Origin of the sequence: Bacillus sp. B19-2, from assembly GCF_022832475.1 — a bacterium.
Taxonomy (GTDB): domain Bacteria; phylum Bacillota; class Bacilli; order Bacillales; family Bacillaceae; genus Bacillus; species Bacillus paralicheniformis.
The window spans coordinates 253,233-277,453 of record NZ_JALHKQ010000001.1; the positions used below are offsets into that span (position 1 = coordinate 253,233).

Annotated in this window: 28 protein-coding genes; 12 read left to right on the forward strand and 16 right to left on the reverse strand. The window is 47.6% G+C overall.

Annotated elements, in window-relative coordinates; translation table 11 throughout:
* Positions 1 to 9 precede the first annotated feature (9 nt).
* The 6 genes from MST20_RS01300 to MST20_RS01325 are packed head-to-tail and all read right to left on the reverse strand — an operon-like array spanning position 10 to position 1,952.
* Complete coding sequence (locus MST20_RS01300; protein WP_016885923.1) at positions 10 to 228, reverse strand: spore germination protein; 219 nt, start codon at positions 226 to 228, stop codon at positions 10 to 12.
* A gap of 55 nt (positions 229 to 283) precedes the next feature.
* Positions 284 to 667 (reverse strand): spore germination protein GerPE, encoded by a 384-nt coding sequence (locus MST20_RS01305; RefSeq protein ID WP_243939534.1) that lies wholly within the window; start codon positions 665 to 667, stop codon positions 284 to 286.
* Positions 664 to 846 (reverse strand): hypothetical protein, encoded by a 183-nt coding sequence (locus MST20_RS01310; RefSeq protein WP_003180439.1) that lies wholly within the window; start codon positions 844 to 846, stop codon positions 664 to 666. The genes MST20_RS01305 and MST20_RS01310 overlap by 4 nt, the downstream gene beginning before the upstream one ends.
* A complete protein-coding gene (gene gerPC, locus MST20_RS01315) occupies positions 843 to 1,457 on the reverse strand; it encodes a spore germination protein GerPC (protein ID WP_243939536.1) in 615 nt (204 codons plus the stop codon). The genes MST20_RS01310 and gerPC overlap by 4 nt, the downstream gene beginning before the upstream one ends.
* An 18-nt stretch (positions 1,458 to 1,475) precedes the next feature.
* Positions 1,476 to 1,718 (reverse strand): spore germination protein GerPB, encoded by a 243-nt coding sequence (locus MST20_RS01320; RefSeq protein ID WP_243939537.1) that lies wholly within the window; start codon positions 1,716 to 1,718, stop codon positions 1,476 to 1,478.
* Positions 1,719 to 1,730: 12 nt separating this feature from the next.
* Positions 1,731 to 1,952, reverse strand: a complete 222-nt coding sequence (locus MST20_RS01325) for a spore germination protein (protein WP_020450874.1) — start codon at positions 1,950 to 1,952, stop codon at positions 1,731 to 1,733.
* A gap of 182 nt (positions 1,953 to 2,134) precedes the next feature.
* On the opposite strand from MST20_RS01325, the gene MST20_RS01330 reads away from it, so the two are divergent.
* On the forward strand, positions 2,135 to 2,428 hold the full coding sequence (locus MST20_RS01330; protein ID WP_165426613.1) for a DUF3784 domain-containing protein: 294 nt from the start codon (positions 2,135 to 2,137) through the stop codon (positions 2,426 to 2,428).
* Positions 2,429 to 2,510: 82 nt separating this feature from the next.
* Here the strand turns inward: MST20_RS01330 and MST20_RS01335 are convergent, their stop codons facing one another.
* Both MST20_RS01335 and MST20_RS01340 read right to left on the reverse strand, forming a co-directional pair.
* Positions 2,511 to 2,693 carry an aspartyl-phosphate phosphatase Spo0E family protein gene (locus tag MST20_RS01335; RefSeq protein WP_020450876.1) on the reverse strand — a complete coding sequence of 61 codons (183 nt, stop codon included), beginning with the start codon at positions 2,691 to 2,693 and terminating at the stop codon, positions 2,511 to 2,513.
* Positions 2,694 to 2,856: 163 nt separating this feature from the next.
* Positions 2,857 to 3,942, reverse strand: coding sequence for a CotH kinase family protein (locus tag MST20_RS01340; protein WP_243939538.1), 1,086 nt, complete (start codon positions 3,940 to 3,942; stop codon positions 2,857 to 2,859).
* A 165-nt stretch (positions 3,943 to 4,107) separates the two neighbouring features.
* Here MST20_RS01340 and MST20_RS01345 point away from each other — a divergent pair, with 165 nt between their 5' ends.
* The 5 genes from MST20_RS01345 to MST20_RS01365 all read left to right on the forward strand — a co-directional run bounded on the left by MST20_RS01345 (position 4,108) and on the right by MST20_RS01365 (position 7,843).
* Entirely contained in the window at positions 4,108 to 4,611 is a 504-nt protein-coding gene (locus MST20_RS01345) for a CotG/ExsB N-terminal domain-containing protein (RefSeq protein ID WP_243939539.1), read from the forward strand.
* Positions 4,612 to 4,763: 152 nt separating this feature from the next.
* Entirely contained in the window at positions 4,764 to 5,669 is a 906-nt protein-coding gene (locus MST20_RS01350) for a fumarylacetoacetate hydrolase family protein (RefSeq protein ID WP_243939540.1), read from the forward strand.
* Between the two features lie 139 nt (positions 5,670 to 5,808).
* Positions 5,809 to 6,021: a hypothetical protein gene (locus MST20_RS01355; protein ID WP_243939542.1), complete on the forward strand. Its 213-nt coding sequence runs from the start codon at positions 5,809 to 5,811 to the stop codon at positions 6,019 to 6,021.
* 278 nt (positions 6,022 to 6,299) lie between these two features.
* Entirely contained in the window at positions 6,300 to 7,352 is a 1,053-nt protein-coding gene (rsgA, locus tag MST20_RS01360; RefSeq protein ID WP_243939543.1) for a ribosome small subunit-dependent GTPase A, read from the forward strand.
* 134 nt (positions 7,353 to 7,486) lie between these two features.
* Positions 7,487 to 7,843 carry a YisL family protein gene (locus MST20_RS01365; RefSeq protein ID WP_011197750.1) on the forward strand — a complete coding sequence of 119 codons (357 nt, stop codon included), beginning with the start codon at positions 7,487 to 7,489 and terminating at the stop codon, positions 7,841 to 7,843.
* Between the two features lie 38 nt (positions 7,844 to 7,881).
* Here the strand turns inward: MST20_RS01365 and MST20_RS01370 are convergent, their stop codons facing one another.
* Positions 7,882 to 8,448 carry a DUF2777 domain-containing protein gene (locus MST20_RS01370; RefSeq protein ID WP_020450883.1) on the reverse strand — a complete coding sequence of 189 codons (567 nt, stop codon included), beginning with the start codon at positions 8,446 to 8,448 and terminating at the stop codon, positions 7,882 to 7,884.
* 164 nt (positions 8,449 to 8,612) lie between these two features.
* Here MST20_RS01370 and asnB point away from each other — a divergent pair, with 164 nt between their 5' ends.
* Positions 8,613 to 10,454 carry an asparagine synthase (glutamine-hydrolyzing) gene (gene asnB / locus MST20_RS01375; RefSeq protein ID WP_243939544.1) on the forward strand — a complete coding sequence of 614 codons (1,842 nt, stop codon included), beginning with the start codon at positions 8,613 to 8,615 and terminating at the stop codon, positions 10,452 to 10,454.
* A 234-nt stretch (positions 10,455 to 10,688) separates the two neighbouring features.
* Here asnB and MST20_RS01380 read toward each other — a convergent pair whose 3' ends face one another.
* The 3 genes from MST20_RS01380 to MST20_RS01390 form a co-directional block, all read right to left on the reverse strand.
* Positions 10,689 to 12,068: an ammonium transporter gene (locus MST20_RS01380; protein WP_243939545.1), complete on the reverse strand. Its 1,380-nt coding sequence runs from the start codon at positions 12,066 to 12,068 to the stop codon at positions 10,689 to 10,691.
* A gap of 55 nt (positions 12,069 to 12,123) precedes the next feature.
* Positions 12,124 to 12,465: a P-II family nitrogen regulator gene (locus tag MST20_RS01385; RefSeq protein WP_243939546.1), complete on the reverse strand. Its 342-nt coding sequence runs from the start codon at positions 12,463 to 12,465 to the stop codon at positions 12,124 to 12,126.
* 202 nt (positions 12,466 to 12,667) lie between these two features.
* Positions 12,668 to 14,008 carry an MATE family efflux transporter gene (locus MST20_RS01390; protein ID WP_243939547.1) on the reverse strand — a complete coding sequence of 447 codons (1,341 nt, stop codon included), beginning with the start codon at positions 14,006 to 14,008 and terminating at the stop codon, positions 12,668 to 12,670.
* A 121-nt stretch (positions 14,009 to 14,129) separates the two neighbouring features.
* On the opposite strand from MST20_RS01390, the gene MST20_RS01395 reads away from it, so the two are divergent.
* The 4 genes from MST20_RS01395 to iolX all read left to right on the forward strand — a co-directional run bounded on the left by MST20_RS01395 (position 14,130) and on the right by iolX (position 17,874).
* On the forward strand, positions 14,130 to 14,993 hold the full coding sequence (locus MST20_RS01395) for a helix-turn-helix transcriptional regulator (RefSeq protein ID WP_243939548.1): 864 nt from the start codon (positions 14,130 to 14,132) through the stop codon (positions 14,991 to 14,993).
* Between the two features lie 28 nt (positions 14,994 to 15,021).
* Positions 15,022 to 15,579, forward strand: a complete 558-nt coding sequence (locus tag MST20_RS01400) for a GNAT family N-acetyltransferase (RefSeq protein ID WP_243939550.1) — start codon at positions 15,022 to 15,024, stop codon at positions 15,577 to 15,579.
* Positions 15,580 to 15,635: 56 nt separating this feature from the next.
* Entirely contained in the window at positions 15,636 to 16,679 is a 1,044-nt protein-coding gene (locus MST20_RS01405; RefSeq protein ID WP_243939551.1) for a LacI family DNA-binding transcriptional regulator, read from the forward strand.
* Between the two features lie 166 nt (positions 16,680 to 16,845).
* Positions 16,846 to 17,874, forward strand: a complete 1,029-nt coding sequence (gene iolX / locus MST20_RS01410) for a scyllo-inositol 2-dehydrogenase (RefSeq protein ID WP_243939553.1) — start codon at positions 16,846 to 16,848, stop codon at positions 17,872 to 17,874.
* Positions 17,875 to 18,024: 150 nt separating this feature from the next.
* Here the strand turns inward: iolX and MST20_RS01415 are convergent, their stop codons facing one another.
* The 4 genes from MST20_RS01415 to MST20_RS01430 all read right to left on the reverse strand — a co-directional run bounded on the left by MST20_RS01415 (position 18,025) and on the right by MST20_RS01430 (position 22,413).
* Positions 18,025 to 19,113, reverse strand: coding sequence for a Ger(x)C family spore germination protein (locus tag MST20_RS01415; protein ID WP_243939555.1), 1,089 nt, complete (start codon positions 19,111 to 19,113; stop codon positions 18,025 to 18,027).
* Complete coding sequence (locus MST20_RS01420) at positions 19,110 to 20,228, reverse strand: GerAB/ArcD/ProY family transporter (protein ID WP_243939556.1); 1,119 nt, start codon at positions 20,226 to 20,228, stop codon at positions 19,110 to 19,112. Before MST20_RS01420 ends, MST20_RS01415 begins: the two co-directional genes overlap by 4 nt.
* Positions 20,229 to 20,234: 6 nt before the next feature.
* Positions 20,235 to 21,704: a spore germination protein gene (locus MST20_RS01425; RefSeq protein WP_243939558.1), complete on the reverse strand. Its 1,470-nt coding sequence runs from the start codon at positions 21,702 to 21,704 to the stop codon at positions 20,235 to 20,237.
* Between the two features lie 103 nt (positions 21,705 to 21,807).
* Positions 21,808 to 22,413: a LysE/ArgO family amino acid transporter gene (locus tag MST20_RS01430; protein ID WP_243939560.1), complete on the reverse strand. Its 606-nt coding sequence runs from the start codon at positions 22,411 to 22,413 to the stop codon at positions 21,808 to 21,810.
* 132 nt (positions 22,414 to 22,545) lie between these two features.
* Between MST20_RS01430 and MST20_RS01435 the strand changes: the two genes are divergently transcribed.
* Positions 22,546 to 23,985, forward strand: a complete 1,440-nt coding sequence (locus MST20_RS01435) for an aminotransferase-like domain-containing protein (RefSeq protein WP_243939562.1) — start codon at positions 22,546 to 22,548, stop codon at positions 23,983 to 23,985.
* Positions 23,986 to 24,221 lie beyond the last annotated feature (236 nt).

The following is a 24,221-nucleotide window of genomic DNA, read 5'->3' on the forward strand; positions in this document are numbered from 1 at the left end:
GAGGCTGCTTTATGCATTTCCGACAACATTCTGGTCGCTTACATCCGGGTCTATATAATTTGTCGCGTTTATACCATTGTTGACGATAAGGAAATCTCCAGTATTACCAGCACCAGAACCGAGTGCAGACTTTGAAGAGCTTTTTGGAGATAGATAAAAAGAATCGCCGAAATTCACTACTCCTCCTGAGATTTCATTGATTTTAATGGGTCCGACAATGGCTGGCATGATTGATCGACATCCTTTGTAGAAGTCTCTGAACCAGTATATGTCGGGCGGGCTGCTATTGTGAGTTCCTTGGAGGAGGAAGCTTTCTGATATGTTTGATTCTCGCCTCGGCAATGATTCGGCGCGTCGAACCAACCTGAAAAACTGAAGAAGAGGAAACCCCGGCAATTTTTACAGCTCTGACTCGAATGACGGGAACCTCATGGAAAAACGCTGATGAGACGCCGGTTTCCGGTAATAATTGTGGTATCGGCTGCTGAAAAAGAGGGAAATCTTCCTGATTAAATGAGCCTTCATTTCCGAAAAAAAGTGAAAGGTAGCGCTGGACAGCGAGAATTTTCACTTTAGGAACAATCTCTTCGACATCCCCGATTTGCAGGGCGCTGGTGATCCCTATTGATTGTACTTTCAAAAACTTTACTTTTGATGTTCTGATCATCTTGATTCCGGCGCCAGCGGGACAAACGGCCCGACAATGAGAGATTCAGGCGGTGTATCAAAAATTGATGACAGGGAAATGCACTCTGTATCTCCGATTAAAAAAACAGATGAGCTTGAAACCGCGGTAATGTTAATGTTGCCTACATCGAAACAGCGGTTCACAACGGTAAAATTCATTTGTTTTCATTTCCTTTCATTTCGTCAGGAATCGATTTGAGAAAGTGTTCGATTGCCCGGGCGATATCACGTTTTACATAATCGGCCAGCCGTTCTGCATGCTCGCGGGGCTGGATGTTTTCGTCAGGCTGCACATGTTTGACGTAATAGCGGATGCGGCTGTCGATTTGCTTTCTGATGTCTTCGATAATGTGGTGGCGGTTTGTATCGTCCAATTTACTGTCATACCGGTCTTCCAGCTGTTCCAGCAAATGAGGAGTTTCTTCATTTAAGTAGGCATCGACGAGCTGTCTCGTTTGCTGCATCAGCTGGCCGTCAAGCTCCTGCTGCAGCATTCCGATACCCGGCGGCTGCTGGCTGATTTCAAAGTTCTCCACCTGGTCAGGATCTGTCGGATTAAGCCCGATGTTGAGCGTTCCTTCAAGACGCTCGATCTTCAGCTGGTCAAATTTGTATTCAATCCGGTCAATCCTTGTGCCGGGATTTTCTTTCAGGTTGTTCAATTCTGCCTGTAATACGGCCATTCGCCTTTCGAGATTTTCAATCAGAGCAGCCTGCTGCTGCACATAGCTGTACCAGTTTTGAGAATAGGAGGGATTGTTTTGCTTCATAAGTGATCACACCCCCGTTTAGCCTGTTGTAACAGATGGAGCCGTGAGAGGAACGAAGACCGGCGACGGCTCCTCTTCGAAAGCTTCTTGGAAAACTTCGCCGGTGACAGGCGGGGCTGCTTCCGTGTAGCTCCCTGTATTATAAAGGTTGGCAAGTGTTTTAATGGAGCCCGCGCTCCCGATCTGCAAGACGGAAGAGTTGCTGATGCCTTCGACTCTTAAATAGTTGATTTGAATCGATTGGTTGATATAAAAATTCATGCCCCCACCTCCTTACAGGTTGCCTGCTATCGGCTGATCAATCATATCGTTGTCATATGTGTTGGTGATGCTGTTCTGGTTGTAGACGCTGAGTCCGTCTCCGGTATTGAAACTGCCGGCGCCTGCGAATGTTTTAACTTCTGCATAAGGAGAAATCGTGATGCAGTCTCCTACATGAACAACGCCGCTCGTACCGACGGCATTTACTTTAAAAGCTCCGACAATAGCTGGCATGATGGCACACCCTTTAAGTAATCAAACGTTTTTTATGGGCTATACACCATATCCTATGTTGATTGGGCGCTTTTGTGATAAAAAAAGAGGTTTTTCCGTGAGTGCTGATCACATGCGGGTGAAACGCATCAGATGGGAAAACGTATGAATAAGAAAAACGGTGCGATAAGGGGAGGAGACGTATGTATTTTCAATGGAATGCGATGTCAATCACTGCAGCCCTGCTGTTCTTTTCAGCAGCATATGCAGTCGGAATCAAAAAACAAACTTGGATATTGAGGGGATTTCGCCGGGAAAAGATAAGGGATCAGGATAAGCTGGCCAAAATCGCGGGGTATTTCTTTTTAAACAGCGGATTTTTGTTATTCTTGAACGGGTTTGTTTATATCCCGTATCAAGAGTCCTTTACGCCTTCAGTCATTCTTGCCTATGGTGTGTGCACGATAATTTATGTTCAAAAAACAATGGCCGAATAGCCAAAGCTGCGTCCTGAAATCAACGGATGATGAAACGGAGGAGAGGGAAGGCCGGGCATCAGGCGCAGCTTGCAGTCGGAGGTCATGACGTGTGGCGGCCTTTTCTTTCTTCCGCATGTATCACGCAGTTTTCATCCTTTTGCATTCGTTGGTTCAGCAAGTTGTCCAATTCCTGACTGCATTGAATGGCCTCTTTGGAGTTGATGCCGAACTTTTCGGCAGCTTCAAATAAGGCCAGTCTTTTTGCTTCAATTTTATTGTTCATCATGGCAGTCTCCAACTTTCGATTTGTATTTTGAGTCGGTGATTTCAGGTATTCAGCAATGATGTTTCCTTGATATTGCTAGTATACCTTATTTTGTGTTAAAGGGATTTTTTTCGCCAATATGACAAAAAATGTGACATTTTTTTTGAAGGACTGCGTCCGCTTATAATCGGGAAAGCTCGAAAAGCAGAAACCGCTTCCTCTGTTCGATAAAATGGAACATTTGTTTTTGCTCATCTTCGAGTCGGTTGTATGTGACGGTTGTATAAGGATCATGTTCAAGAAAAGGCGCGATTGTCTCATGCCAGTCTACCGCAAACCGCGAAAGCCGGCTGATTGTAAATTGGCGGTGCAAGACGTTTTTCATTAAATTGAAGTATTGGGACTGAAAAGCCGGGATGTCGAGCAGTCTCGCAGACAGTGTATTATAGCCTTTCGCCGGAATCCGGTTGTGTTCCATTTCTTCTCCGTGAATATTCCGTCCCCATGTCGCGTCATAATCCCATGGAATAATTTGAAACGTTTTTGTGCGATCGTTTAAATAAAGCGCGTAGTTATGGACGAAGCCGTCGAAATTTTGGGTGCAGACGGCGCCGATGAGCCACAGCAAATATTGTTTGACATCGAGATAGCGTTTGATTTCCTTTTCAAATATGTCGTCTTTGGCGGTATTAATAAAGTAGATAAATTCCTGGAGGTAATCATCGTGGCGGCTTGACCCCGTTTTTCTTTCATATCCCTGCATGAGATTTTGCTTAGCCTTTTTATCGAAGGAGCTCAGCAGAGAAAAATTAGCATCGTCATCAACGGCATAATAAATGGCCCCCCTTTCTAAATTTCTCCTCTTTAAGAAATGATCGTCAACAGATTCGATTTTTAAATAGATGCCTTCTTTTTTTTCATTGAGATAAAGGAAAACATGCGATGCTGCTGGCGCAAGAACGCCGATTTGTTCAAAAAAATGAAAGGACAGCCTGTTTCTGATGAAAGACGGGTCGTGATATTCCGCGTTCAAATGAAGCGCAGCCTCTTCAGCCTTTTCTTTTCTGTCCGGATATTGAATGAAATAGGACTTTTTTGTCAGTTCGCGGGTGTGGGCCCCTCTGTATGACACTGCGACAGGCGTCTTTGCTGAACCGGTCAAGAGCATGCCCGGAACGGCTTCATCACTCCAGACGTCTTTTTTCAACTCAAGCAGATGCTTCGGATGAATGTGCAGCCTGAAGGCCGGCAAGGCAGTGGCACTCATCATCATTTCCTCCTTTTTCAGCTGACATATCATATGTGAAAACAGCCAGTCCCGGAAGCGGACCGCCTAAGTTTGAACAAAAACAGTCATTTGCCTCAGTACACTCGTCTTTACGGTGCGTATGATAAATCAGGACATAAAAAAGGAAGAACAGGAGGTTACAAGATGAGTGGTGTCCATGATCATGACATTAAAGAGGCGGTAGATCAGCTGAAGAGCGAAGGCAGAGACCATTATTTAGACCGGGAACCCGAAGAATCCGCCGGCTCGGGAAAAGAGCGGCGTCCGCATAACATTTGGGATCTTTGGTGGGGGATCGAGCCGGACAGAAGCAAAAAACATCATAAAAGCAAGAAGCATGACGACCATGAAAAACCGGATAAAAGCAAGCCCGACAAAAGCAAGAAACCCGATGACTGCAAAAAGCCTGACAAAAGCAAGAAACCCGATGACTGCAAAAAACCCGACAAAAGCAAGAAACCCGACGACTGTAAAAAACCGGATAAAAGCAAAGAGCCTCACGATTGCAAAAAGCGGGATAAATGCGGCCGCAAACGCCCCGATCATCATCGCTGCAAGAAGACTCACCATCACAAACGAGGCGGCTATGAAACCATTACAAAATGGTCTGACGGAAATCTGACCGAAGTCATCTACCGGAAAAAATAAGAGAAGCGGCTTACTGCATGGTGAGCCGCCATTTTCTTTTCTGGGAAGGAACGCCAGGGACTTTAGAAGCTGTTTACAGAAAGCGAAAAGGAATTTTCGTTTTTTTAGAGAATATGTAGAATAGTTTTAAATCATACTGCGGGGGAATATTTATGAAGTTTGCGACAGCAAAGCTACACAGCCGTACATTTGTAGGGCTTGTCATGGATGAGAAGATAATGGATTTGCAAAAGGCGGAAAAAAAGCTGTTTGAGCTTGAAACGATACCTGAAACGCTTATCGAATGCGTAAGAGAGGGAGAGAAGTTTGTCCGCCATGTCGAACAGCTAGTGGAATGGTCAAAAAAGAAAAACAGCGAAGAGAGCGGTTCGTATATTTATCCGCTGTCAGACGTTGATTTGCTTGCGCCGATTCCCGAACCGCGGAAAAACGTGATCTGCATCGGAAAAAATTATCGGGATCATGCGATTGAAATGGGAAGTGAAGCAGATATTCCCGAACATATCATGGTGTTTACAAAAGCGCCGACTTCGGTTATCGGCCACATGGAAGGGATTGATGCCCACGAAGGCGTGACAGAGGCGCTCGATTATGAAGGCGAGCTCGCGGTTGTCATCGGCAAAACGGGAAAGAACATCCCGAAAGCTGAAGCGCTCGACTATGTGTTCGGCTATACGATTATTAACGATGTGACGGCGCGCGACCTGCAAAAGAGGCACAAGCAGTTTTTTATCGGCAAAAGCCTTGATGCGACTTGCCCGATGGGGCCGTTTCTTGTACATAAATCAATGATTGAAGACGCAGGCGACTTGAGGGTGGAGACGAGAGTGAACGGCGAACTTCGCCAGTCGGGCAGCACAAAGGATATGATTTTTCCGATTGCGGAAATGATCGAAACGCTGTCCAAAGGAATGACGCTTGAAGCGGGGGATATTATCGCAACCGGTACGCCGTCAGGAGTCGGCAAAGGCTTCAATCCGCCGAAGTTCCTCCGAAAAGGTGATCAAGTCGACATTACGATCGAACCGATCGGAACGCTTTCCAATCCAGTTAAATAAAAAACTTTTATGAAAATACGCGAGATTGTCAGGGGGTTGTTTTTCGAATCAACGGCAAGTACACAGCCCGCTTTCGATATGTGTTATGGCTGCTCGCAGATTGTTTATCAATAATGATTGATGTTTGGGAGGAAAGAAATTGTTCTTTAGAAAAATGACGGAAGAAGAAAAGAAGAGTACTGAAAAAGCGACAAAAGTAGGATTTGTTTTTTATATGATTGCTTTATCGGTAAGTTCCGCATATTCATTTTTTATAGATTCTGGATTTAATATTTCATTTTTGATTTTAATGGTTGGTTTAATCGTATTTTTTACCAGTGATTTTATATTCAATAAAATCCAATCCAGTTAAATAAAGGATTGTCAAAAGATTGGCTTTAGCATATAATGAAGCTGTCAAACTTTTTAGAAATGAGGGATGTGTGATGAGAATGGATATTGTCTTTTTTGCCCAACAAACGATCATTGCACAGCCCATGTAATATTTCGACTGGTATTCTTCAAATGGATCTGGTGATATTTCCGTGGGCTGTCGAAGCGGCTCATGGAGTGTTTATATGTTGAGAGAGCCGTGTATTTGCGGCTCTTTTTTTGTTTGAAAAATCATCAGATCTTTAGGAGGAAACCGCATTGAATTTATCTGCATTAGGCATCAAATATATCATGGAAGCTTTAAAGGACGAGGAAGGTCTGATATTAGGAAGGATCGCCCTTGAGCATAAAAGGTTGTACCGGGTATGGACGGAAGATGGAGAATGGCTGGCGGAAATCTCAGGCAGGCTGCGGTTTGAAGCGGAAAGCCGCGGAGACTACCCCGCTGTCGGCGATTGGGTGTATATGCGTCCCCGCGGCGGCGAAAAGAAGGGAATGATCACGGAGATCGTTCCCCGATTCAGCAAATTTTCGCGCAAAGCGGCGGGGGAGCCTGCGGAGGAACAGATCACCGCAGCAAACGTCAACACGATCTTTCTCGTCAATGCGCTCGGTCAGGATTTTAATGTGAGAAGAATCGAACGCTATTTGCTGCTGGCGTGGGAAAGCGGAGCCAATCCGGTCATCGTCTTGAGTAAAGCCGACATCGCTGATCGGATTGAAGAAAAGGTGCGCGAGGCGGAATCCGTGGCATTCGGGGTGCCGATTCATGTCATCAGCGCTCATGAAGGCAATGGGATGGATGAGTTGAAAGCGTATGTGAAACAAGGAGAAACCGTCGCCCTTTTAGGGTCGTCAGGCGTCGGCAAATCAACGATCATCAACTTTTTTCTAAAGGAAGACAGGCAGGCGGTCCAGTCCGTCCGTGAAGATGACGATAAAGGGCGGCATACGACGACACACAGGGAAATGTTTTTGCTGCCTGAAGGCGGGCTTTTAATCGATACGCCGGGGATGCGGGCCTTGGAGCTTTGGGAATCGGAAGAAGGATTCAGACAGAGCTTCAGCGATATTGACCAGCTTGCAAAAAACTGCCGATTTTCAGACTGCCTGCATCAAACAGAACCCGGCTGCTCCGTGCAGGATGCGCTGGCTGACGGCAGACTGGATGCGGGCCGGTTCCAAAGCTACCTGAAATTAAAAAAAGAGCTCGAATACCTCGAAAGAAAAACGGATAAACGGGCGGCACAGCAGGAAAAAAAGCGGTGGAAACAGATAACGAAAAGCATGAAAAAGAACAAACACAAATAAATAAAAAAGGCGCTGATGAATGGTTTCAGCGTCTTTTTTGCTGCGGAAATGACAGCGTTCACATTGTTTTGTTTAATGGACCGGTTCATGATAAGATAAGAACGATACCTGATTTGATAGGGGGAAAAACGAATATGACGCATATGCATATCACGTCTTGGGTGATCGCACTCATTTTAGTGTTCGTTGCTTACGGACTTTACTCATCTGGAAACAGCAAAGGCGCAAAAATTACACATATGATTCTCCGCTTATTCTATATTATCGTGATCATTACCGGGGCGCAGCTCTTTTTAAAGTTCACGGCATGGAACGGAGAATACATAGCGAAGGCCTTGCTCGGCCTCATCACCATCGGATTCATGGAAATGCTTTTAATTCGCAGGAAAAACGGAAAAGCGGCCACCGGGATCTGGATCGGCTTTATTGTCGTTCTGCTCTTGACGGTTGTGCTTGGACTCCGGCTTCCACTCGGCTTTAAAGTGTTTTAATTAAAAGACATCGGTTCTTGATGAGAGCTGATGTCTTTTTATGTCGGCGGCTTGAAGGTTGAAATCATCACGATCCGTTCCCCGTCTGAAGCAGTCCATTCGAATCTGTCCTTCCATTCCTCTTTTCGTTCGTAATGATGCTGCAGGGCGCATTGTTTCATATCATGAGAAAACTGATAAAACGAAACGCCCTTCACATCCTTTTTCCCGGGCCAAAAGCTCAAGCCGTTATAGGCGAAGACGCAGTCAAAGACGGAAAAGCCGAGGCTATTCAGTTGATCCAAAAAAGAATAGAACTGTCCGTCTTCCAGATCGTTCAAAAATTCGAGGAATGCCTGTTTTACCGTTTTCAGATAACGGATCGATTCTCCGCCGGTCAGCTTCACGGTCTCCGGCTTTTCCGTGACGGCGAATTGATCAAACAGTTCGGCTTTTTGCCATTCTCCGTCTATGCTGATGAAAACTCCGGGGCTGTTCAGGCTTTCAACCAAAAATAAATCTCCTTCTTCGTTTTCAATCAGGCAGATCCCGTCTTCCATTAAGATTTTGCCGTAAATCCATTTGCGCTTTTCGGCGTAAATTCGTTTTTGGCGTTCGGTGTCCATAGGCGGTCTCCTTTCTTATTTCGTTTTTTCCAAAACGGGCTTGTCTCATACAAGACTCTGTTGGACAATTCAACTATTATTTTAAGGTGCATAAAATAGGTAAAGTGACAAAGGAAGTGAAGCCTAAAGCAGAGGAAGAACATTAGAATTGGAGCTGATCGACAATGTGTGGAATAACGGGGTGGGTCGATTTTAAGAAGCCGCTTGTCCGGGAGCAGTCCATCATGGAGAAAATGACTGATACGCTTTCGAACAGAGGACCTGATGATACGAACATTTGGGGAAAGCGCCATGTTTTATTCGGACATAAACGCTTGGCAGTTGTGGATCTGGAAGGCGGCAGACAGCCGATGACCCGCACACACCAAGGATACGATTATACGATTTGCTATAACGGCGAGCTCTATAATACGGAGGATTTGCGGAAAGAGCTTAGGCAGCGGGGGCATCAATTCAAGAGCCACTCAGATACGGAGGTTTTGCTTCATTCATACATGGAATGGAAAGAGGAATGCATCGACAGGCTGAACGGAATTTTTGCATTTACGGTATGGGATGAAAAGCGCGATCTTCTTTTTGCGGCACGCGACAGGCTCGGCGTTAAACCGTTCTTTTACACCGAACAGGGCTCATCATTTTTGTTCGGATCTGAAATCAAAGCGATTCTCGCTCACCCTGAAGTGAAAGCAAAGGTCGACCGTTCAGGGTTGGCCGAAATTTTCGGCCTCGGGCCGTCGCGATCGCCAGGGAGCGGGGTTTTTAAAGGAATAAAAGAGATCCGCCCGGGGCATGCGATGATTTTCTCAAAAGACGGTTTAACGGTTTGGCGCTACTGGAATGTGAAAAGCGAGAAGCATACGGACAGCTTTGACGAAACGGTGGAAAATGTGCGGTCGCTGTTTCAGGACGCCGTCACAAGGCAGCTTGTGTCTGATGTGCCGGTATGCACGTTTTTATCAGGAGGGGTCGATTCGAGCGCCATTACCGCAACGGCCGCCAAGCATTTCGAGAAAGAAGGGAAGGGGCCGCTTCATACGTTTTCGATCGATTATGAAGACAATGAGCAATATTTTACGTCAAGTTCATTTCAGCCTAACGCCGACGGCCCGTGGATTAAAAAAATGTCCGATGCATTCGCAACGGTTCACCACAACTGCGTGATTTCCCAGGAGGAGCTGGCCGCTTATTTGGAAGAAGCCGTACTGGTCCGGGATTTGCCGGGGATGGCTGATGTCGATTCTTCCCTGCTGTGGTTTTGCCGTGAGATTAAAAAGGATTTTGTCGTAAGCCTTTCCGGGGAATGCGCGGACGAAATTTTCGGCGGCTACCCTTGGTTCCATTCGGCAGAAGATGTGAAAGGTTTCCCATGGATGAGATCAATGGAAGAACGGATCGGACTTCTGCGGGACGGCTGGCAGAAAAAACTGAACCTCGGCGAATATGTGAAGGCGAAATACGAGGAAACGGTTAAAGAAACACCGCTGCTTGAAGGAGAAACGGGTGCGGAGAAACGAAGGAGAGAGCTGTTTTACTTAAATATGCTCTGGTTTATGACAACGCTCTTAGATCGAAAAGACAGAATGAGCATGGGGGCGAGCCTCGAAGTCAGGGTTCCGTTTGCGGATCACAGGCTTGTCGAGTATGTCTGGAATATTCCGTGGGATGTCAAAATGCATGGCAGCCGTGAAAAAGGCATCTTCCGCAAGGCACTTGAAGGCATTCTGCCTGATGAAGTGCTGTATCGCAAAAAAAGTCCATATCCGAAAACGCACCACCCGGCCTATACGAAAGCCGTCATTCGTTGGCTGGAGTCATTGCTGGAGCAAAAAGACTCGGCGCTTTATGTTTTCTTAGACAAGAAAAAACTGGAGCGGCTGATTGAGACGGAGGGCGCATCATTTCAAGTTCCCTGGTACGGACAATTGATGAAGGGGCCGCAGTTGATCGCGCACCTTGCCCAAATCCATACTTGGTTTGAGAATTATCGAATTGATATCGAGGAATAACATAAAACACCCGGCATAAGCCGGGTGTTTCAGATTGTTGGCAAAATCGCAAAACGGCTTTTTGTTTTGCGATTTTGTCATTCCTTCTGCGTGACCCGAAACCCTTGCAGGTCTGACAACGGATGCGAGGGTTTGTCGACACGCTGAAGACAAAAAGAAACGGCGGCGTTTTTTCGAACACCGCCGCTGATTTCAATGATCGGCAGACCGGCCGGAGAGCCGGATGGATGAGAGTCAAACCTGTTCTGTTTTGGAAGACGGTCCCGGCTTTAAATTGTTGAGCCGTGAGACAAGATCCGTTCCGAAAGCGGAGCTGACGTCAACATCGCCCTGATCGATGTAGCTTTCTTTATACTCGTACGCCGAAGAACCGTGTTCGGCATAATCGAGTCCGGATATTTCCTCTTCTTTTGATACCCTGATCGGAGTGATAGCTTTCATTACCGCAGTGACAGCCGATGTGGCAGCGAGGGTCCAGGCTGCGATCGCCAAAATGCCGACGGCTTGAATGCCGAGCTGTGCGGCTCCTCCTCCGTAAAAGAGACCGCTCGATGTATTGAAAAGCCCGACTGCAAGCGTCCCCCAAACACCGCAAACACCGTGAACGGCAATGGCGCCGACGGGATCATCAAGCTTCAGCGCCTGGTCGATAAACTGAACGCCGACAACTAAAATGACACCGGCGATGACCCCGATCAAAATCGCGCCTGTAAATGAAACGCCGTCCGCACCCGCGGTAATTCCGACAAGGCCGCCAAGCGCGCCGTTCAGCGTCAGGGAAGGGTCGATCCTGCCGTAGCGGAAATAAGTGAACAGCGCTGAGCTGACGACTCCGCCCGACGCGGCTAAAAGGGTTGTGGTGATGACGTGCGGGACGGCGGCGGGATCGGCCGCAAGCGTGCTTCCGCCGTTGAACCCAAACCAGCCGAACCACAGGATAAAGACACCGAGTGCGCCCAGCGGAATGCTGTGTCCTGGAATGGCATTGACCTTTCCATTTGCATATTTTCCAATCCGCGGCCCGAGAAACATGACAGCCGCAACCGCGCCTGCAGCACCTGTCATGTGAACGATCGCAGATCCGGCAAAATCAACAAATCCGAGGTCATACAGCCAGCCTTCTCCCCAAGTCCAATGGCCGACAACCGGGTAGATGAGACCGGTCATAAACAGCGTCAAGATCATATAGCTGCCAAGCTTCATTCGTTCAGCGACAGCACCGGAAATAATGGTCGCGCACGTAGCGGCAAACACGGCCTGGAAGACGAAAAATCCGACATCCTGATCACCCGCTAAAGCAAAACCGCTTGTGCCGATGAACCCGCCGGCGCTGTCCCCGAACATCAACGCGTATCCGACGAAGAAATAAAGGATGGAGCCGATAGAGACCGTCAGAAAGTTTTTCATTAAAATATTTAACGTGTTTTTAGCTCTCGTGAAGCCGGATTCAACCATCGCGAACCCGGCGTGCATAAAAAAGACGAGCAGAGTGCCGATGGCCACCCATGTCATGTTGACCGAATCATTGACCGATTGCGCCGTCGGTTCGGCGGCCAGAGCTGATGCTGCGAGGAAAAAACTGAGGAACAGGACAAAAGATACTTTGGTTTTCATTAGAATCACCCTTTCTAAAGTATCGGTTAAAAGAGACAGGAGGGAATTGGCCGCTTTACCCAATCGCTTCCTTTCCGGATTCCCCTGTCCGGATTCGAATCGCGTTTTCAATCGGGAGCACAAAGATTTTTCCGTCGCCTACTGTATTTGTCGAACATGTGCTTTCGATGATTTGGATAATTTCATCAACGCTCTCCGATTCAATCACCATTTCGACTTTCACTTTAGGCAGCAGCTTGATTTCGTAGGAGGTGCCGCGAAACAAAGCCTGTTTCCCGCGCTGCTGCCCGCAGCCGGCAACCTCTGAGACTGTTAATCCGTTTATGCCAACCTCTTCAAGCTTTTTGCGGAGGCGGGGAAACTGTTCAGGGCGTATAATCGTTTCGATTTTTTTCACAATGTAAATCCTCCTTTTGGTGTAAGGTTTTATTACGTGTGTTGTTATGTTTATTATCATACGTAATATTAAATTGAAAATCAATACGAATTTTCAAAAAAATTAATCTATTAGACCTATTCTTCGAAAGGTCTGTGCTCATAGAATGAAATTGTTGTAATGTTTCATAACATGAAAAAACCTGCTTTCAACTGAAAGCAGGTTATGCCGCAAAGCCTTTTTGTAGCCACATTTTAGATCTCCATCTTCTGTACATCAAAATTCCCCTGACCCACTCGTCGGCGATGAAGGAAAACCATATTCCCGCCAGGCCGAATCCGAGCTGAATGCCGAAAATATAAGCGATCGGAAGACCGATTCCCCACATTGAGACAATTGCCATATAAACCGGATATTTCGCGTCTCCAGCAGCTCTGAGAGAATTAATGATAACCACGTTAAACGAGCGGCCCGGCTCCAGGATAATCGTCAAAAGGATCAGTATACTGGCCGTTGCGATAATATCGGGATTGCTGCTGAAAATGCCGATCAGCTGTTTGGAAAACACAGCGAAGAGAACGGAAGTACATGTTGTAATGGCCAGAGCCCACCAGAGGCTCTTCAGACAGCGGCTGTATGCTTCATCAAATTGTTTCGCGCCGATATGGCGTCCGATTAAGATTTGCGTTCCCTGGCTGATCGCTGTGCCGAAAAGCATGATGAACATCATCAAATTTTGGGTATAGACCTTTGTCGTCAGCGCCTGCGCGCCCATCAGCGTGATAAAATAGGTGACAATCATCTGTGACGCGTTATACGAAAGCTGCTCCCCTGCTGAAGGAATCCCGATTTTCAGCAGTTTTTTCAAATGACTTTTCTTTAAGACAAACAGCCGTTTGGACAACAGCGGCATGCCGACGCGCTTTTTGACGAGCAGAGCGATCGCCAAAAGGCCGATGATGCGCGCGATTGAAGTGGACATTGCTACACCGGCCACGCCTAAAACCGGAAAGCCGAACGGTCCGAATATGACAAGATAGTTGCCGGCGATGTTCAGGATATTCATGCCGATGGTTACGACCATTGTGTCCTTTGTATGCCCGTAGCTTTTCAAAATGGCGCTGAACGTCATAATGAGCGCTTGGATAAAGGACAGTCCGCCGACGATCTGGAGAAAGATGCCGGCCTCGGCAAGCAGGTTGGCGGACAGGCCCATCATCAACAAAAGCGGTTTGGCAAATAGATAAATCGCCGCACTGATGAATAGACTGATGATAAAATTGGCGCTGATGGAAACGTAGCCGACTTCCATCGCTTCGGCTTTTTGCCGTGCTCCTAAAAATTGAGAAATAATGACGGTTGTTCCTGTTGCAATAAAACCGAACATCACAATGATCAAGTTCAGCATTTGGTTGCTGACGCCGACGGCTGCTACGCTGTCGTCGGAATATTGGCTGAGCATCAGGGTATCTGCGTTGCCCATTAACATATATAATGAAACCTCGATAAAGATAGGCCAGGTCAATGCGAATAAAGAGAGGTTTTGAGGTGCTGTTTTTTTCATGGCGTTTGACCCCTTTCTTTTAAAAAATCCGTTTTATAGTGTAACGCCATTTTCTTATAATAAGAAGAGACGAAACCGATACTTCTTGGAGAAATCCGACTTGATGAAAAGGGGAGAGAACATGGAACATATCATCTTTACAATTCCGCCGCTCCCTGTGTTGATTACCGGCGGAGAAGGACTGTTCAAAAAAGGGGAAAAGCATGTGAGGCGTGAATATTCCGTGTTTGACCTCTTATATGTAATACAGGGGGAACTATTTTTGACTGAAGACGGCGACCCCCATCAGATCCGGGAAGGGGAATACATCATCCTTGTTCCGGGGCTTGAGCATTATGGACACCAAGGCTGTCAAGACGATACCCGCTATTTTTGGCTGCACTTTCAGGAGCCGTCTTATGGCTTCGCACAGCAGGGAGGTGAGAACTGGACCGAGCTCAAGCTGAAGAAGGGGACGTTTGAAACGCCGACATTGTATCATTTAAAGATTCCGAGAAAGGGAAAGATCGACCAAAAAGCGTTTATTGAACAGCAGTTTAGGCGTTTGATTGACGATTCGGCCCAAAATTCCGACCTGCCTCTTCGGAAGCAGCTCTTGTTCGAAGAGCTGCTGATTCACCTGCAGAAGGAGGCGTTCCACATTCCTTCGGCGAGTGAGCGTGTGGCATCCGAAGCGCAGCATTACATCGACCGCCATTATAAGGAGAAGCTCAGCATGGAGCAGCTTGCGGCTGCCCTTCACTATCACCAGGACTACATTACCCGCTGCATGCAAAAGGTGTTCGGCATCACACCGGGCCAATACGCCAACAAGGCGAAGGTTTTTGAAGCGAAGCGGCTCCTTTCTGCTACAAACGACAAAATGTCATCGATTGCCGAACAAGTCGGAATCGATGATCCGACGTATTTCTCAAAACTGTTTAAACAAATAGAAGGGATTTCGCCTGTTGAGTACAGAAAGATGATGAAGAGAAATATTGAGTGATATTTTCAAAGCATAGGAGGAGAAAAGTTTGGCATCCATCAATGGTGAAAAAGTAAAGCTGCGCACGATCACAATGGATGACCTGCCCGGATTATGGAGAATGATTTACGGAACCCGAAACCCTGAATGGAAAAAATGGGATGCCCCTTATTTTCCGCTTCAGCCCGAACCGTTTCAATATTTTCTCGACTCTTTTGTGCCGGCTTTAAAAGAAAAACCGCCGCGCTATTTGGCGATTGAGATCGAAGGAGAGCTGAAAGGAACCGTTTCTTACTATTGGGAGTGCCGGCCGACACGCTGGCTGGAATGCGGGATCGGCATCTATGATTCGCGGTTCTGGAACGGGGGTTACGGCACGGAAGCCGTCAAATTATGGCTCGGCTTCCTATTTGAAAACGTCGATGTGCCGAGAATCGGCATGACGACGTGGTCCGGCAACAGGCGGATGATGAGGTGCGCCGAAAAAGCCGGGTTTAAGATGGAAGGCCGGATTCGAAAAGTCAGATATTATGACGGAGTTTATTATGATTCAATCAGATACGGAATGTTGCGGGAGGAGTGGGAGCTGATTTGCGGCGGTAGCTGACACGTTCTATAATGTAATATTAGATATCTTTTATCAGCGGACTAGAGGGGACCAAAATGAAAAAAACCATTTATGATGTAGCGGAAGCGGCAGGCGTTTCGATTTCCACGGTTTCCCGGGTGATCAACAATACAGGGAGAATCAGCAGGTCGACAAGGCAAAGAGTGCATGCCGTCATGAAAGAACTCGATTATCTGCCGAATGTTCACGCTTCTGCGCTTACCGGAAAGCGCACGAACATTATCGGCCTGTTGACGCCCGATATTGCAAACCCTTTTTTCGGAGAGCTTGCCAAAAGCGTTGAAGAGCGGGCGGGCGAGCTTGGCTTCAGCATGATGATATGCAGTACCGACCGCGATCCGAAAAAGGAGACAACGTATTTCTCGGTGCTCAAGCAAAAAAGCGTCGACGGCATCATTTTTGCGACCGGCATCGAAAATCAGGAGAGCATGGATGCGCTCGAAGATATTGCAAAAGAGGGCATACCGCTCGTGATGATTTCTCAGGACCGCGCCCTTGTTCCGCTGGATGTCGTGGTCATTGACGATTTTATGGGCGGATACTTAGCGACGCGGCATTTAATTTCGCTCGGCCATAAGACAATCGCCTGCATCGCTGGCGACGGATCGACAACCGGAGAAAAAGACAGGCTGAAAGGCTTCCAAAAAGCGATGGATGAAGCCGGTATCAAAGTGGATGAATCGCTCATCGCCGGAACCGGTTTTTCCCTGGAATGCGGCAAAAAAGCAGCTGCTCAGATTTTCGAAAGCAACATTCCGACCGCCGTTTTCGCCATGAATGATGTGCTCGCGTGCGGAGTCATTCAGACTGCAAGGGAATGGGGGCTCCAAGTTCCTAAGGATTTATCGGTCATCGGCTTTGATAATACGTTTTTAGCTGAAATGACCGATCCGCCGCTTACGACAGTGTCGCAGCCGATTGAAGAAATGGGCCGTCGTGCGGCCGAGCTGCTGGCCGAAGAAATCAGCGGCAAGAAAAGCTCGAAAAGCAAAATCATTCTCATGCCTGAACTTGTCGTCAGACAGTCAACGGCCTCTCCATTTAAAAAAGAAGCATATGCCGAAAAGAGCGGGTTTTAAAAGAAAAACGCTCTTTTTTCGTTTATAAAGAGCAAGCGCTTGACCTGATGAAATCCTAAAAAATATCGCGGATAAAATAAATACAGGGTAAAATCAGAATTGAAATGGGAAAGCGCTTTCTCTAATTAATAAAGCGCTTTCGCGAGATGCAAAGGGGGAGAAGGAAATGACAGAACGAGTGAGATGCGCCGTATTGGGGCTCGGAAGGCTCGGCTATTACCATGCGAGAAACCTCAAAACCGAGGTGCCCGGAGTCGTACTCGCCGCTGTAGCCGATCCGGCAGAGGGGAGGGCGAGGGAGGTTGCCGCTGAACTGGGTGTTGAAAAGTGGTTTGAAGATCCGTTTGAATGTCTCCGCGATCCAGAAATTGATGCCGTCGTCATCGTGACGCCGACATCTACCCATGCCGAAGTGATCAAACAGGCGGCCGAATGCGGCAAACAGATTTTCGTCGAGAAGCCGCTGACATTAAATCTTGAAGAATCGATGGAAGTCATTTCTAAAGTCAAAGAAACGGGCGTGATTTGCCAGGTGGGGTTTATGAGACGGTTTGATCCTGCATATGCGGATGCCAAAAGAAGGATCGATGCCGGGGAGATCGGCAAACCGATCTATTATAAAGGGTTCACGCGCGATTTTGGTTCTCCTCCGGCCGAATTCATTAAAAAAAGCGGCGGTATTTTCGTCGATTGTTCGATTCATGATTATGATATCGCGCGTTATTTAATGGGGGCTGAAATTACGGCGGTTTCCGGCCACGGAAAGGTTTTGAAGCACGCGTTCATGCCGGGATGCCATGATGTCGATCAAGCGCTCACCTATATGGAGTTTGATTCGGGGGCGGCGGGTGATGCGGAAGCAAGCCGCAATTCGTCTTACGGTCACGATATACGCGCCGAAATTATCGGGACGGACGGCAGCATCTTCATCGGCACGCTGCGGAACCCGGCGGTTACCGTGCGGACCGGGCAAGGGAGCAGCTATAATATCATTCCGGATTTCCAGGCGAGGTTCCATGAAGCGTACTGCTTGGAGATGCAGCACTTTGCCGAGTGTGTTCGCAACAAAACGAAACCGATTGTGACTGAAGTGGATGCGGCAGTCAATCTGGAAATCGCGCTTGCAGCCACAGAATCCTGGTCAACAGGCAAGCCCGTCAAGATTCAGTATCAGACGAAACGGCTTACGGTATAAAACGGGGCGCTCATAAACGGGCTGTGAAGAAAGACCAAATACGCCGGAGATCATCCTGCGGTCAATAGGATCAACAGAAAGGGCGGAAGGAAGCGTTTCTCCGCCCGCTGCCGCCTTTCTCTTTAGCGTTTTCAATCAACCGCGTGTCCCTTATTGCACATTCACATTCGGTCTCAGGTTCACCTGATAGTCCACCTCGACATCCATCTTCTCCCAACGATTCAGCCACGCTTTGTCGCTTATCGGTTTTGTAAACGGAAACAGCGCTTCACCGCCGACTTCAAGCGGATCAACCCGAATGTTTTGCATGTCCTTTATCATGTCCGCTGTTTTCTTTTCCAATTCGGATTCCACATCATGGACGAGTGCGCTGAACTCGCTTTGATCCTGCAAGTTTTTGTCGCCCGTGTATTCTTCAATGCCCGCATTTATGGTGACTTTCATTGATAAAGCTGTATTGTTTTGATTTAAGTCAAATGTGACGGTTGAGCGGGCTTGGCCGATTACGATTGACAAGCTGGGAATCGTGAGGAACTTTAGATACCTGTTATTGTTGATCAGCTGAAAAATTTGATCGTCTATGCCGGTCAGTGTCTTCACGAATTTGTCGTTTCGAAAAAGTCCTGTTCCTTCATATGTGAACTGGTTACCATCGGTTCTGAAAACAGGTACGTAAGGATCTGAATAGTGGGTGTACAGCTGGTTTTTGAATTGATGCAGGTTGACGATGCTCATTTCACCCTGGTTGGCTCTTTCAAAATGCCTTAACGTCTGATAAAGATAAAAGTCAAAATTCTCGCTTTGCTTCAATTCGCTCAGTATATATTTGTCAAAATCGCCGTTGACGACGATGAGATAAAGGCGGGGGCCGATTTTCGGGTCTGACAGAAGCGTGTTGATAATCGGAAGTATGCCTTTGTCGGCGAGATTTTCTTCGATCATCACCATTCTCAGCTGCCCGTTTTTCAGCTCGTTGAAATAATTTAAATTAAACCGCTTGCCGACTTGTTTGATCATATCGACTTCGGTGCTGAATAGCCGCTTTTTTTCAAGGCCCACCGGAGGGACGGTGGTGCTCATTGAGATCTTTCCTTTTTTTCCTTCTTTGATGTACCAAAAGGTAACCGGTGAGATTTCTTCAATCTCATTGTTTTCAACAAATGGAGAGCAGCCCTCAATCGTCATGAAAACCCCAAGCGCGATACAGCAGTTTAATATGAGGCGTTTTCCGCTGATCATTGCATGCGCCCCTTTCGTTTTCCGGCGATGACAAGAATAGCCGGAATCAATGCGTAAGTGACGGCTCCGATGGATACTTCGATCAAAAACCACATATCTTGCTGCTTTCCGGATTGCCAAATCCAGGTGCTTAACACGAGCGAAAAACCCATGAGCAAAAGAAAGCTGAACAGAAATCCTCTTCGCGTCACAGGCTTGGCCATCCTTTTAAACAAAATGCGGAGGCCTCCGTAAAAGCAGAGCAAAAAAATTGCGATCACAAACGCAAAATGAAACATATGGGCAGACAGAAGAAACGTATCGATCCGCTCCAAAATCGGTGACTGCAAATAGCGGAGCATGTTCATCACCGGAAAAATGGTTTCCCGCAAATAAGAGGAGCCGTAGAAAAACAGTGCACCGATAAACAAAAACAAGTATTCGAAGAGTGAAATCGCATTACCGACCGATAAACATTTCAGCATATTTGCTTCCTTGCTGAACCACGGAGCCAGACAAATCAAATACTCGGGACTGGAAAAAGAAGACCACATGACGAGTAGCGCCTTCCAAGAATGTTCAGTCCACTCAAAAGGAATCAACGGATATAAGTCGGTCAAGGAAGCGATCGGGGGGATGTAAAACCTGATAAAAATGAACACGATCCAAAATGATGACATAAAGGCAATGATGACAAAGCGCATCGTATTTTCCATGCCGCGGGAGGCCGCATATCCGCTGATCACCAGAATCAAGATCACAAGCCAGTTGATATTGATGGCGGGAAAGATGAAGTGTCTCACCGCTTCGGCGTAGCTTGTGATCATGATCGCGATCTTTAACGCGAGCTGAATTAAGCCGATCAGGATAAAAAAGCGCAGCTTGCGTTCGCCGAAGAGAGCGGCGAAGCCTTCATAGCCTTTTGCGGCCGCTGGAGAAGACAGCCATTTGGACAACACGTACAAGTTGAACTGTGACAGCAATCCGACAGCGAGCATAACGAACATCATGTAAGGATGAACGAGATACATCGGCAGAACCAAGATGAAAAAAAGGACTTGCATACGGTTGGCGATAAGGGTGATGTAAATTCCGCCGAGAGGCCGTGTCTTGTGAAATAATTGAAAAGAACTCAAGCCGCTTCATCTCCTTTTAACGTACCGCCACTTTTGCAGGGTATGCAGATATTCGGGGCGCTTTTTCAGCCAGATCAAAGGACTTCGTATAAAAAGATCGAGCCAATCGCGCCAATATAACGGAGTAATCGGCGCAAAATAAGGCTGCTTGAGAGAAGTGAGCCCGTTCAAATGAACAAACAGCCCGATCATGCCGAAGATCAATCCGAAAAAACCGAGGCAGGCGGAGAACACGAGCATCGTAAAATGAATCAAAGTGTGCCCTTTAGCGACGATGTAGTTGGGCACCAAAAATGACGCGACCGTTGAGATGCCGACCAAAACGATCAGCACTTTGCTGACAAAGCCGGCCTGCACCGCCGCTTCCCCGATGACAATCCCCGAGATGACCCCCAATGTTGAACTTGATTTTGTCGGCATCCGCACGCTGGCTTCCTTAATAATTTCAATAACGAGAAGCATAAGGGCCGCTTCCCAAAACGGGGTGAACGGCACTTTGCTCCTTGATTCGATCAGCACATAAAGAATCTGGAGCGGAAACATATGATAATGATGAGTCGACAAAGCCACATATAAAGGGATGAGCAAAATAGACAGAAAAAAACTGACGTAGCGCAGTATTCTAAAAAAGCTGGCAATCGGCCAGCGCGTCGTATAATCTTCAGCGGAGTGAAAAAGGTGAAAAAACGTGATCGGCGCATGTAATATAAAGGGCGTCTGATCGACCAAAATGGCGACTTTGCCAATGCTTAAATTGTATGCGGAAATGTCGGGACGCTCGGTCCTCTGAAACTGCGGGAAAATCGAATGATGATGATCTTCAATCAATTCAGTGAGCTGTCCTGAATCGAAAATCATGTCAAAATTGGTTTCCTCGATTTTTTTTCTGGCTTCCTCAATCAATTCTGGATTAGTTAATCCGGCAATATAAACGATGACAACAGATGTTTTGCTAAGCGAACCGACCGTCAGCCTTTCCGCTTTTAAATTGGTTAAAGGCAGCCTGCGCCGCAGCAAAGAAAGATTGACGTCGAGCTGTTCGGTAAAACTGTCTTTCGGACCGTACATCACCGTTTCGGTTTGAGACGGTTCGATCTGCCGGCCGACCCGATTTTCAACCGGGATCGCAAACCACTGCTGCCTGTCCGGATCATGGATGATGATCGAACCGGACATCAGCCATTCCTTTGCACTTTCTAAAGATACGATCGGTTCAACGTGCAAAACAAAGGTTTTTAAACAGCGATATATTGACTCTTCTTCGGCGCTCATGATCAGAGGCCTGATGATTGACTGCTGCAACATGACCCGATCAATGATGGTATGTAAATAGTAAAATACTGCTTTTTGTCCGCCTTTTGTTTCATGCTCTTCGATCACCGCATCAGCCATACCGGCGGTGGCATCAAGAAGGGCATCTTTCGTAATGGGAGCGCTCTGCAATCCGGCTCCCTTTCTTTTGTATTTTCGAAACATGGACATCCCTCATCAGCGATTGATCAATGCCGGGTTACCGGATGTCCTTATTGTGCTCGCTGCTTCTCAGGTTTATGCGGACAGAAGCCGCATTCCCGCAGGATCAGGTAAACAGCGAGGCGCCGAGGTAGGCGGCAAGCCCCCACATGACAGCCGCAGATCCTTTATTGAACAAGGTCATTACGAACCCTTGCGAATCGAGCTGTTTGAGAAGTCTTCCCGCTGCGGCAAGTCCCAGGAACCATAGCCACGAAACGATCATACATGCACAGGTGAACAGCCAAAGATCCGCACCTTCATACGCTAAAGAGTTCGTGCCGATCACGCCGACGATATCGAGCAAGGCGTGCGGATTTAAGAGCGATACGGCCGCAGCAAAAGCGATTTGCTTTTTAGCCGGCATAGCTTGGGACGCGTTTTCTACCGCCGGCTTGCTTCTCCATGTGACCCATCCCATATAAATGAGAAACAGAAATCCTCCGGTCAAAAGGACAAATTTAACTTCGGGAAGGCCGGCGACAGCCGCGGAAATACCTGTGACTGCCAGTATAATCAGGAGGGAATCGCACAACGAGGCGGAGATCACCAGCGGCAAGACACGCCAAATGCCCGATGATGCGGCCCCTTGCTGAAAAATCAGGACATTTTGCGCGCCGAGCGGCAAGATCAGTCCAAAAGCGAGAATGATTCCGTGAATAGCTGCGTTCATTACTGCAAAAACCCCTTTCATTCAAAACATCCGTTTTATTGTAGAGCAAGAAGCGGAGAATGTCTCCGGCCATTTGGCTGGTCTAACTGCCCAGCCAAATGCTATCTTTTAAAAAAAGGAGCTGAACATGAAGTGCACAGACAACTGAACAAACATTCAGACATTCCGTTATACAAGCAAATCGAACAGATCATAAAAGAGAAGATTTTACAGGGCGAATGGCCGGCCGGGACGAAAATCCCTTCACAACGCAAGCTGGCCTCCATTTTTCAAGTGAATAGAAGCACGGTTACCGCGGCTCTGGACGAGCTGACAGCCCAAGGATTTCTTGAAGGCAACCGGGGCGGAGGCACAAAGGTGGCCAATCAAACATGGTCACAATTGACGGCGGGGCCGCCGCTTGACTGGACGAGTTATGTACATTCGGGGATTCACCGTCCCAATTCAATGACGGTTCAGGAAATCAACAGGCAGGAGTTTACAGAAGGGATCATCAGGCTCGGCACAGGTGAATTGGCGCCTAAACTGCTGCCCTATCAACAGATGGAAGAGATTCTTCGCGGCGCCGCGTCTGATAGGCTGATGCTCGGGTATGAAGAACCGAAAGGAAGCCGCTATACAAGAGAGGTGCTGGCGGAGCATCTGGGCCGAAAGGGTGTGCGTGTATCGGCCGATTCGATTCTGATTGTCTCCGGAGCGCTCCAGGCGCTGCAGCTCATATCGATCGGCCTTTTGAAGCGGAGAGCCGTCGTGTTGACGGAAACGCCGTCATACCTATACTCGCTCCACGTTTTTCAATCGATGGACATGCGGCTTTGCGGGCTTCCCATGGATGGCGGGGGATTAGACCCGTCCGTCATTCCGGCGGTAAAAAAACGGCATGGCGCCGATTTGCTGTACACGATTCCGTCATTTCACAATCCGACGGGCAAACTGATGTCCGAAGACCGAAAGCGCGAGCTGATTCAAATGAGCAAGCGGCTGTCGCTCCCGGTTATTGAAGATGACGCATACGGCGACTTGCGGCTTGACGGTCCGCCGTCATCGCCGCTGAAGGCCATGGACAGAGAAGGCAGCATTCTTTATGTCGGCACACTATCGAAAACCGTCAGCCCCGGCCTTCGCATTGGCTGGGTGGCTGGTCCGGAGCCCGTCATCGAGAGGCTGGCCGATATTAAAATGCAGACTGACTACGGATCAAGTTCATTGTCGCAATGGGCGGCTGCAAAGTGGCTTTCAAGCGGGCTTTATGATGAAAATCTCAGCCGGATCAAAGGTGAACTGAGACAAAGGCGGGATGAGGCGCTCCGGTGTCTTGAGACCTATTGCAGAGGAATCGCCCGCTGGGAAAAGCCTTCAGGCGGGTTTTACATTTGGGTCACATTTCTAAAGCCGCTCTCGCTCAGCGTTTTGTTCGAACAAGCATTACAGAAAAACATCCTCATCAATCCCGGCACCCTCTACGATAAAGAAGCCAAATCCAGCATCAGATTGTCCTATTCGTACGCCTCTTTGCCGGAGCTTCGCTATGGCATTCAAACGATCGCAGAACTCGCCGGGAAGCTCATGTGAGCCCCGGCTGTACCGGCTGCTGAAAAATCGGCGTTCAGCAGCCGCCCCGCTTTCAGGCCTCAGGTTATTTAAAAACAGTCCAAAAAATTCCATTAACATATCATTCAAGGAACTATTGATTCATATTAAAGATGAATTTGCGGCAGAGAAAATCTTCATGCGCCTCATTGTGAGAAACGACCTATTTTTCTGAATCTTATTGACATGCCGGTGTCACAAAATATACACTTTTTTTG

What these genes read in the sequence shown, in the direction of transcription:
- MST20_RS01300 (WP_016885923.1), bottom strand. Translation starts at nt 228, where the DNA reads ATGCCAGCCATTGTCGGACCCATTAAAATCAATGAAATCTCAGGAGGA.
- MST20_RS01305 (WP_243939534.1), bottom strand. Translation starts at nt 667, where the DNA reads ATGATCAGAACATCAAAAGTAAAGTTTTTGAAAGTACAATCAATAGGG.
- MST20_RS01310 (WP_003180439.1), bottom strand. Translation starts at nt 846, where the DNA reads ATGAATTTTACCGTTGTGAACCGCTGTTTCGATGTAGGCAACATTAAC.
- gerPC (WP_243939536.1), bottom strand. Translation starts at nt 1,457, where the DNA reads ATGAAGCAAAACAATCCCTCCTATTCTCAAAACTGGTACAGCTATGTG.
- MST20_RS01320 (WP_243939537.1), bottom strand. Translation starts at nt 1,718, where the DNA reads ATGAATTTTTATATCAACCAATCGATTCAAATCAACTATTTAAGAGTC.
- MST20_RS01325 (WP_020450874.1), bottom strand. Translation starts at nt 1,952, where the DNA reads ATGCCAGCTATTGTCGGAGCTTTTAAAGTAAATGCCGTCGGTACGAGC.
- MST20_RS01330 (WP_165426613.1), top strand. Translation starts at nt 2,135, where the DNA reads ATGTATTTTCAATGGAATGCGATGTCAATCACTGCAGCCCTGCTGTTC.
- MST20_RS01335 (WP_020450876.1), bottom strand. Translation starts at nt 2,693, where the DNA reads ATGAACAATAAAATTGAAGCAAAAAGACTGGCCTTATTTGAAGCTGCC.
- MST20_RS01340 (WP_243939538.1), bottom strand. Translation starts at nt 3,942, where the DNA reads ATGAGTGCCACTGCCTTGCCGGCCTTCAGGCTGCACATTCATCCGAAG.
- MST20_RS01345 (WP_243939539.1), top strand. Translation starts at nt 4,108, where the DNA reads ATGAGTGGTGTCCATGATCATGACATTAAAGAGGCGGTAGATCAGCTG.
- MST20_RS01350 (WP_243939540.1), top strand. Translation starts at nt 4,764, where the DNA reads ATGAAGTTTGCGACAGCAAAGCTACACAGCCGTACATTTGTAGGGCTT.
- MST20_RS01365 (WP_011197750.1), top strand. Translation starts at nt 7,487, where the DNA reads ATGACGCATATGCATATCACGTCTTGGGTGATCGCACTCATTTTAGTG.
- MST20_RS01370 (WP_020450883.1), bottom strand. Translation starts at nt 8,448, where the DNA reads ATGGACACCGAACGCCAAAAACGAATTTACGCCGAAAAGCGCAAATGG.
- asnB (WP_243939544.1), top strand. Translation starts at nt 8,613, where the DNA reads ATGTGTGGAATAACGGGGTGGGTCGATTTTAAGAAGCCGCTTGTCCGG.
- MST20_RS01380 (WP_243939545.1), bottom strand. Translation starts at nt 12,068, where the DNA reads ATGAAAACCAAAGTATCTTTTGTCCTGTTCCTCAGTTTTTTCCTCGCA.
- MST20_RS01390 (WP_243939547.1), bottom strand. Translation starts at nt 14,008, where the DNA reads ATGAAAAAAACAGCACCTCAAAACCTCTCTTTATTCGCATTGACCTGG.
- MST20_RS01395 (WP_243939548.1), top strand. Translation starts at nt 14,130, where the DNA reads ATGGAACATATCATCTTTACAATTCCGCCGCTCCCTGTGTTGATTACC.
- MST20_RS01405 (WP_243939551.1), top strand. Translation starts at nt 15,636, where the DNA reads ATGAAAAAAACCATTTATGATGTAGCGGAAGCGGCAGGCGTTTCGATT.
- iolX (WP_243939553.1), top strand. Translation starts at nt 16,846, where the DNA reads ATGACAGAACGAGTGAGATGCGCCGTATTGGGGCTCGGAAGGCTCGGC.
- MST20_RS01415 (WP_243939555.1), bottom strand. Translation starts at nt 19,113, where the DNA reads ATGATCAGCGGAAAACGCCTCATATTAAACTGCTGTATCGCGCTTGGG.
- MST20_RS01425 (WP_243939558.1), bottom strand. Translation starts at nt 21,704, where the DNA reads ATGTTTCGAAAATACAAAAGAAAGGGAGCCGGATTGCAGAGCGCTCCC.
- MST20_RS01430 (WP_243939560.1), bottom strand. Translation starts at nt 22,413, where the DNA reads ATGAACGCAGCTATTCACGGAATCATTCTCGCTTTTGGACTGATCTTG.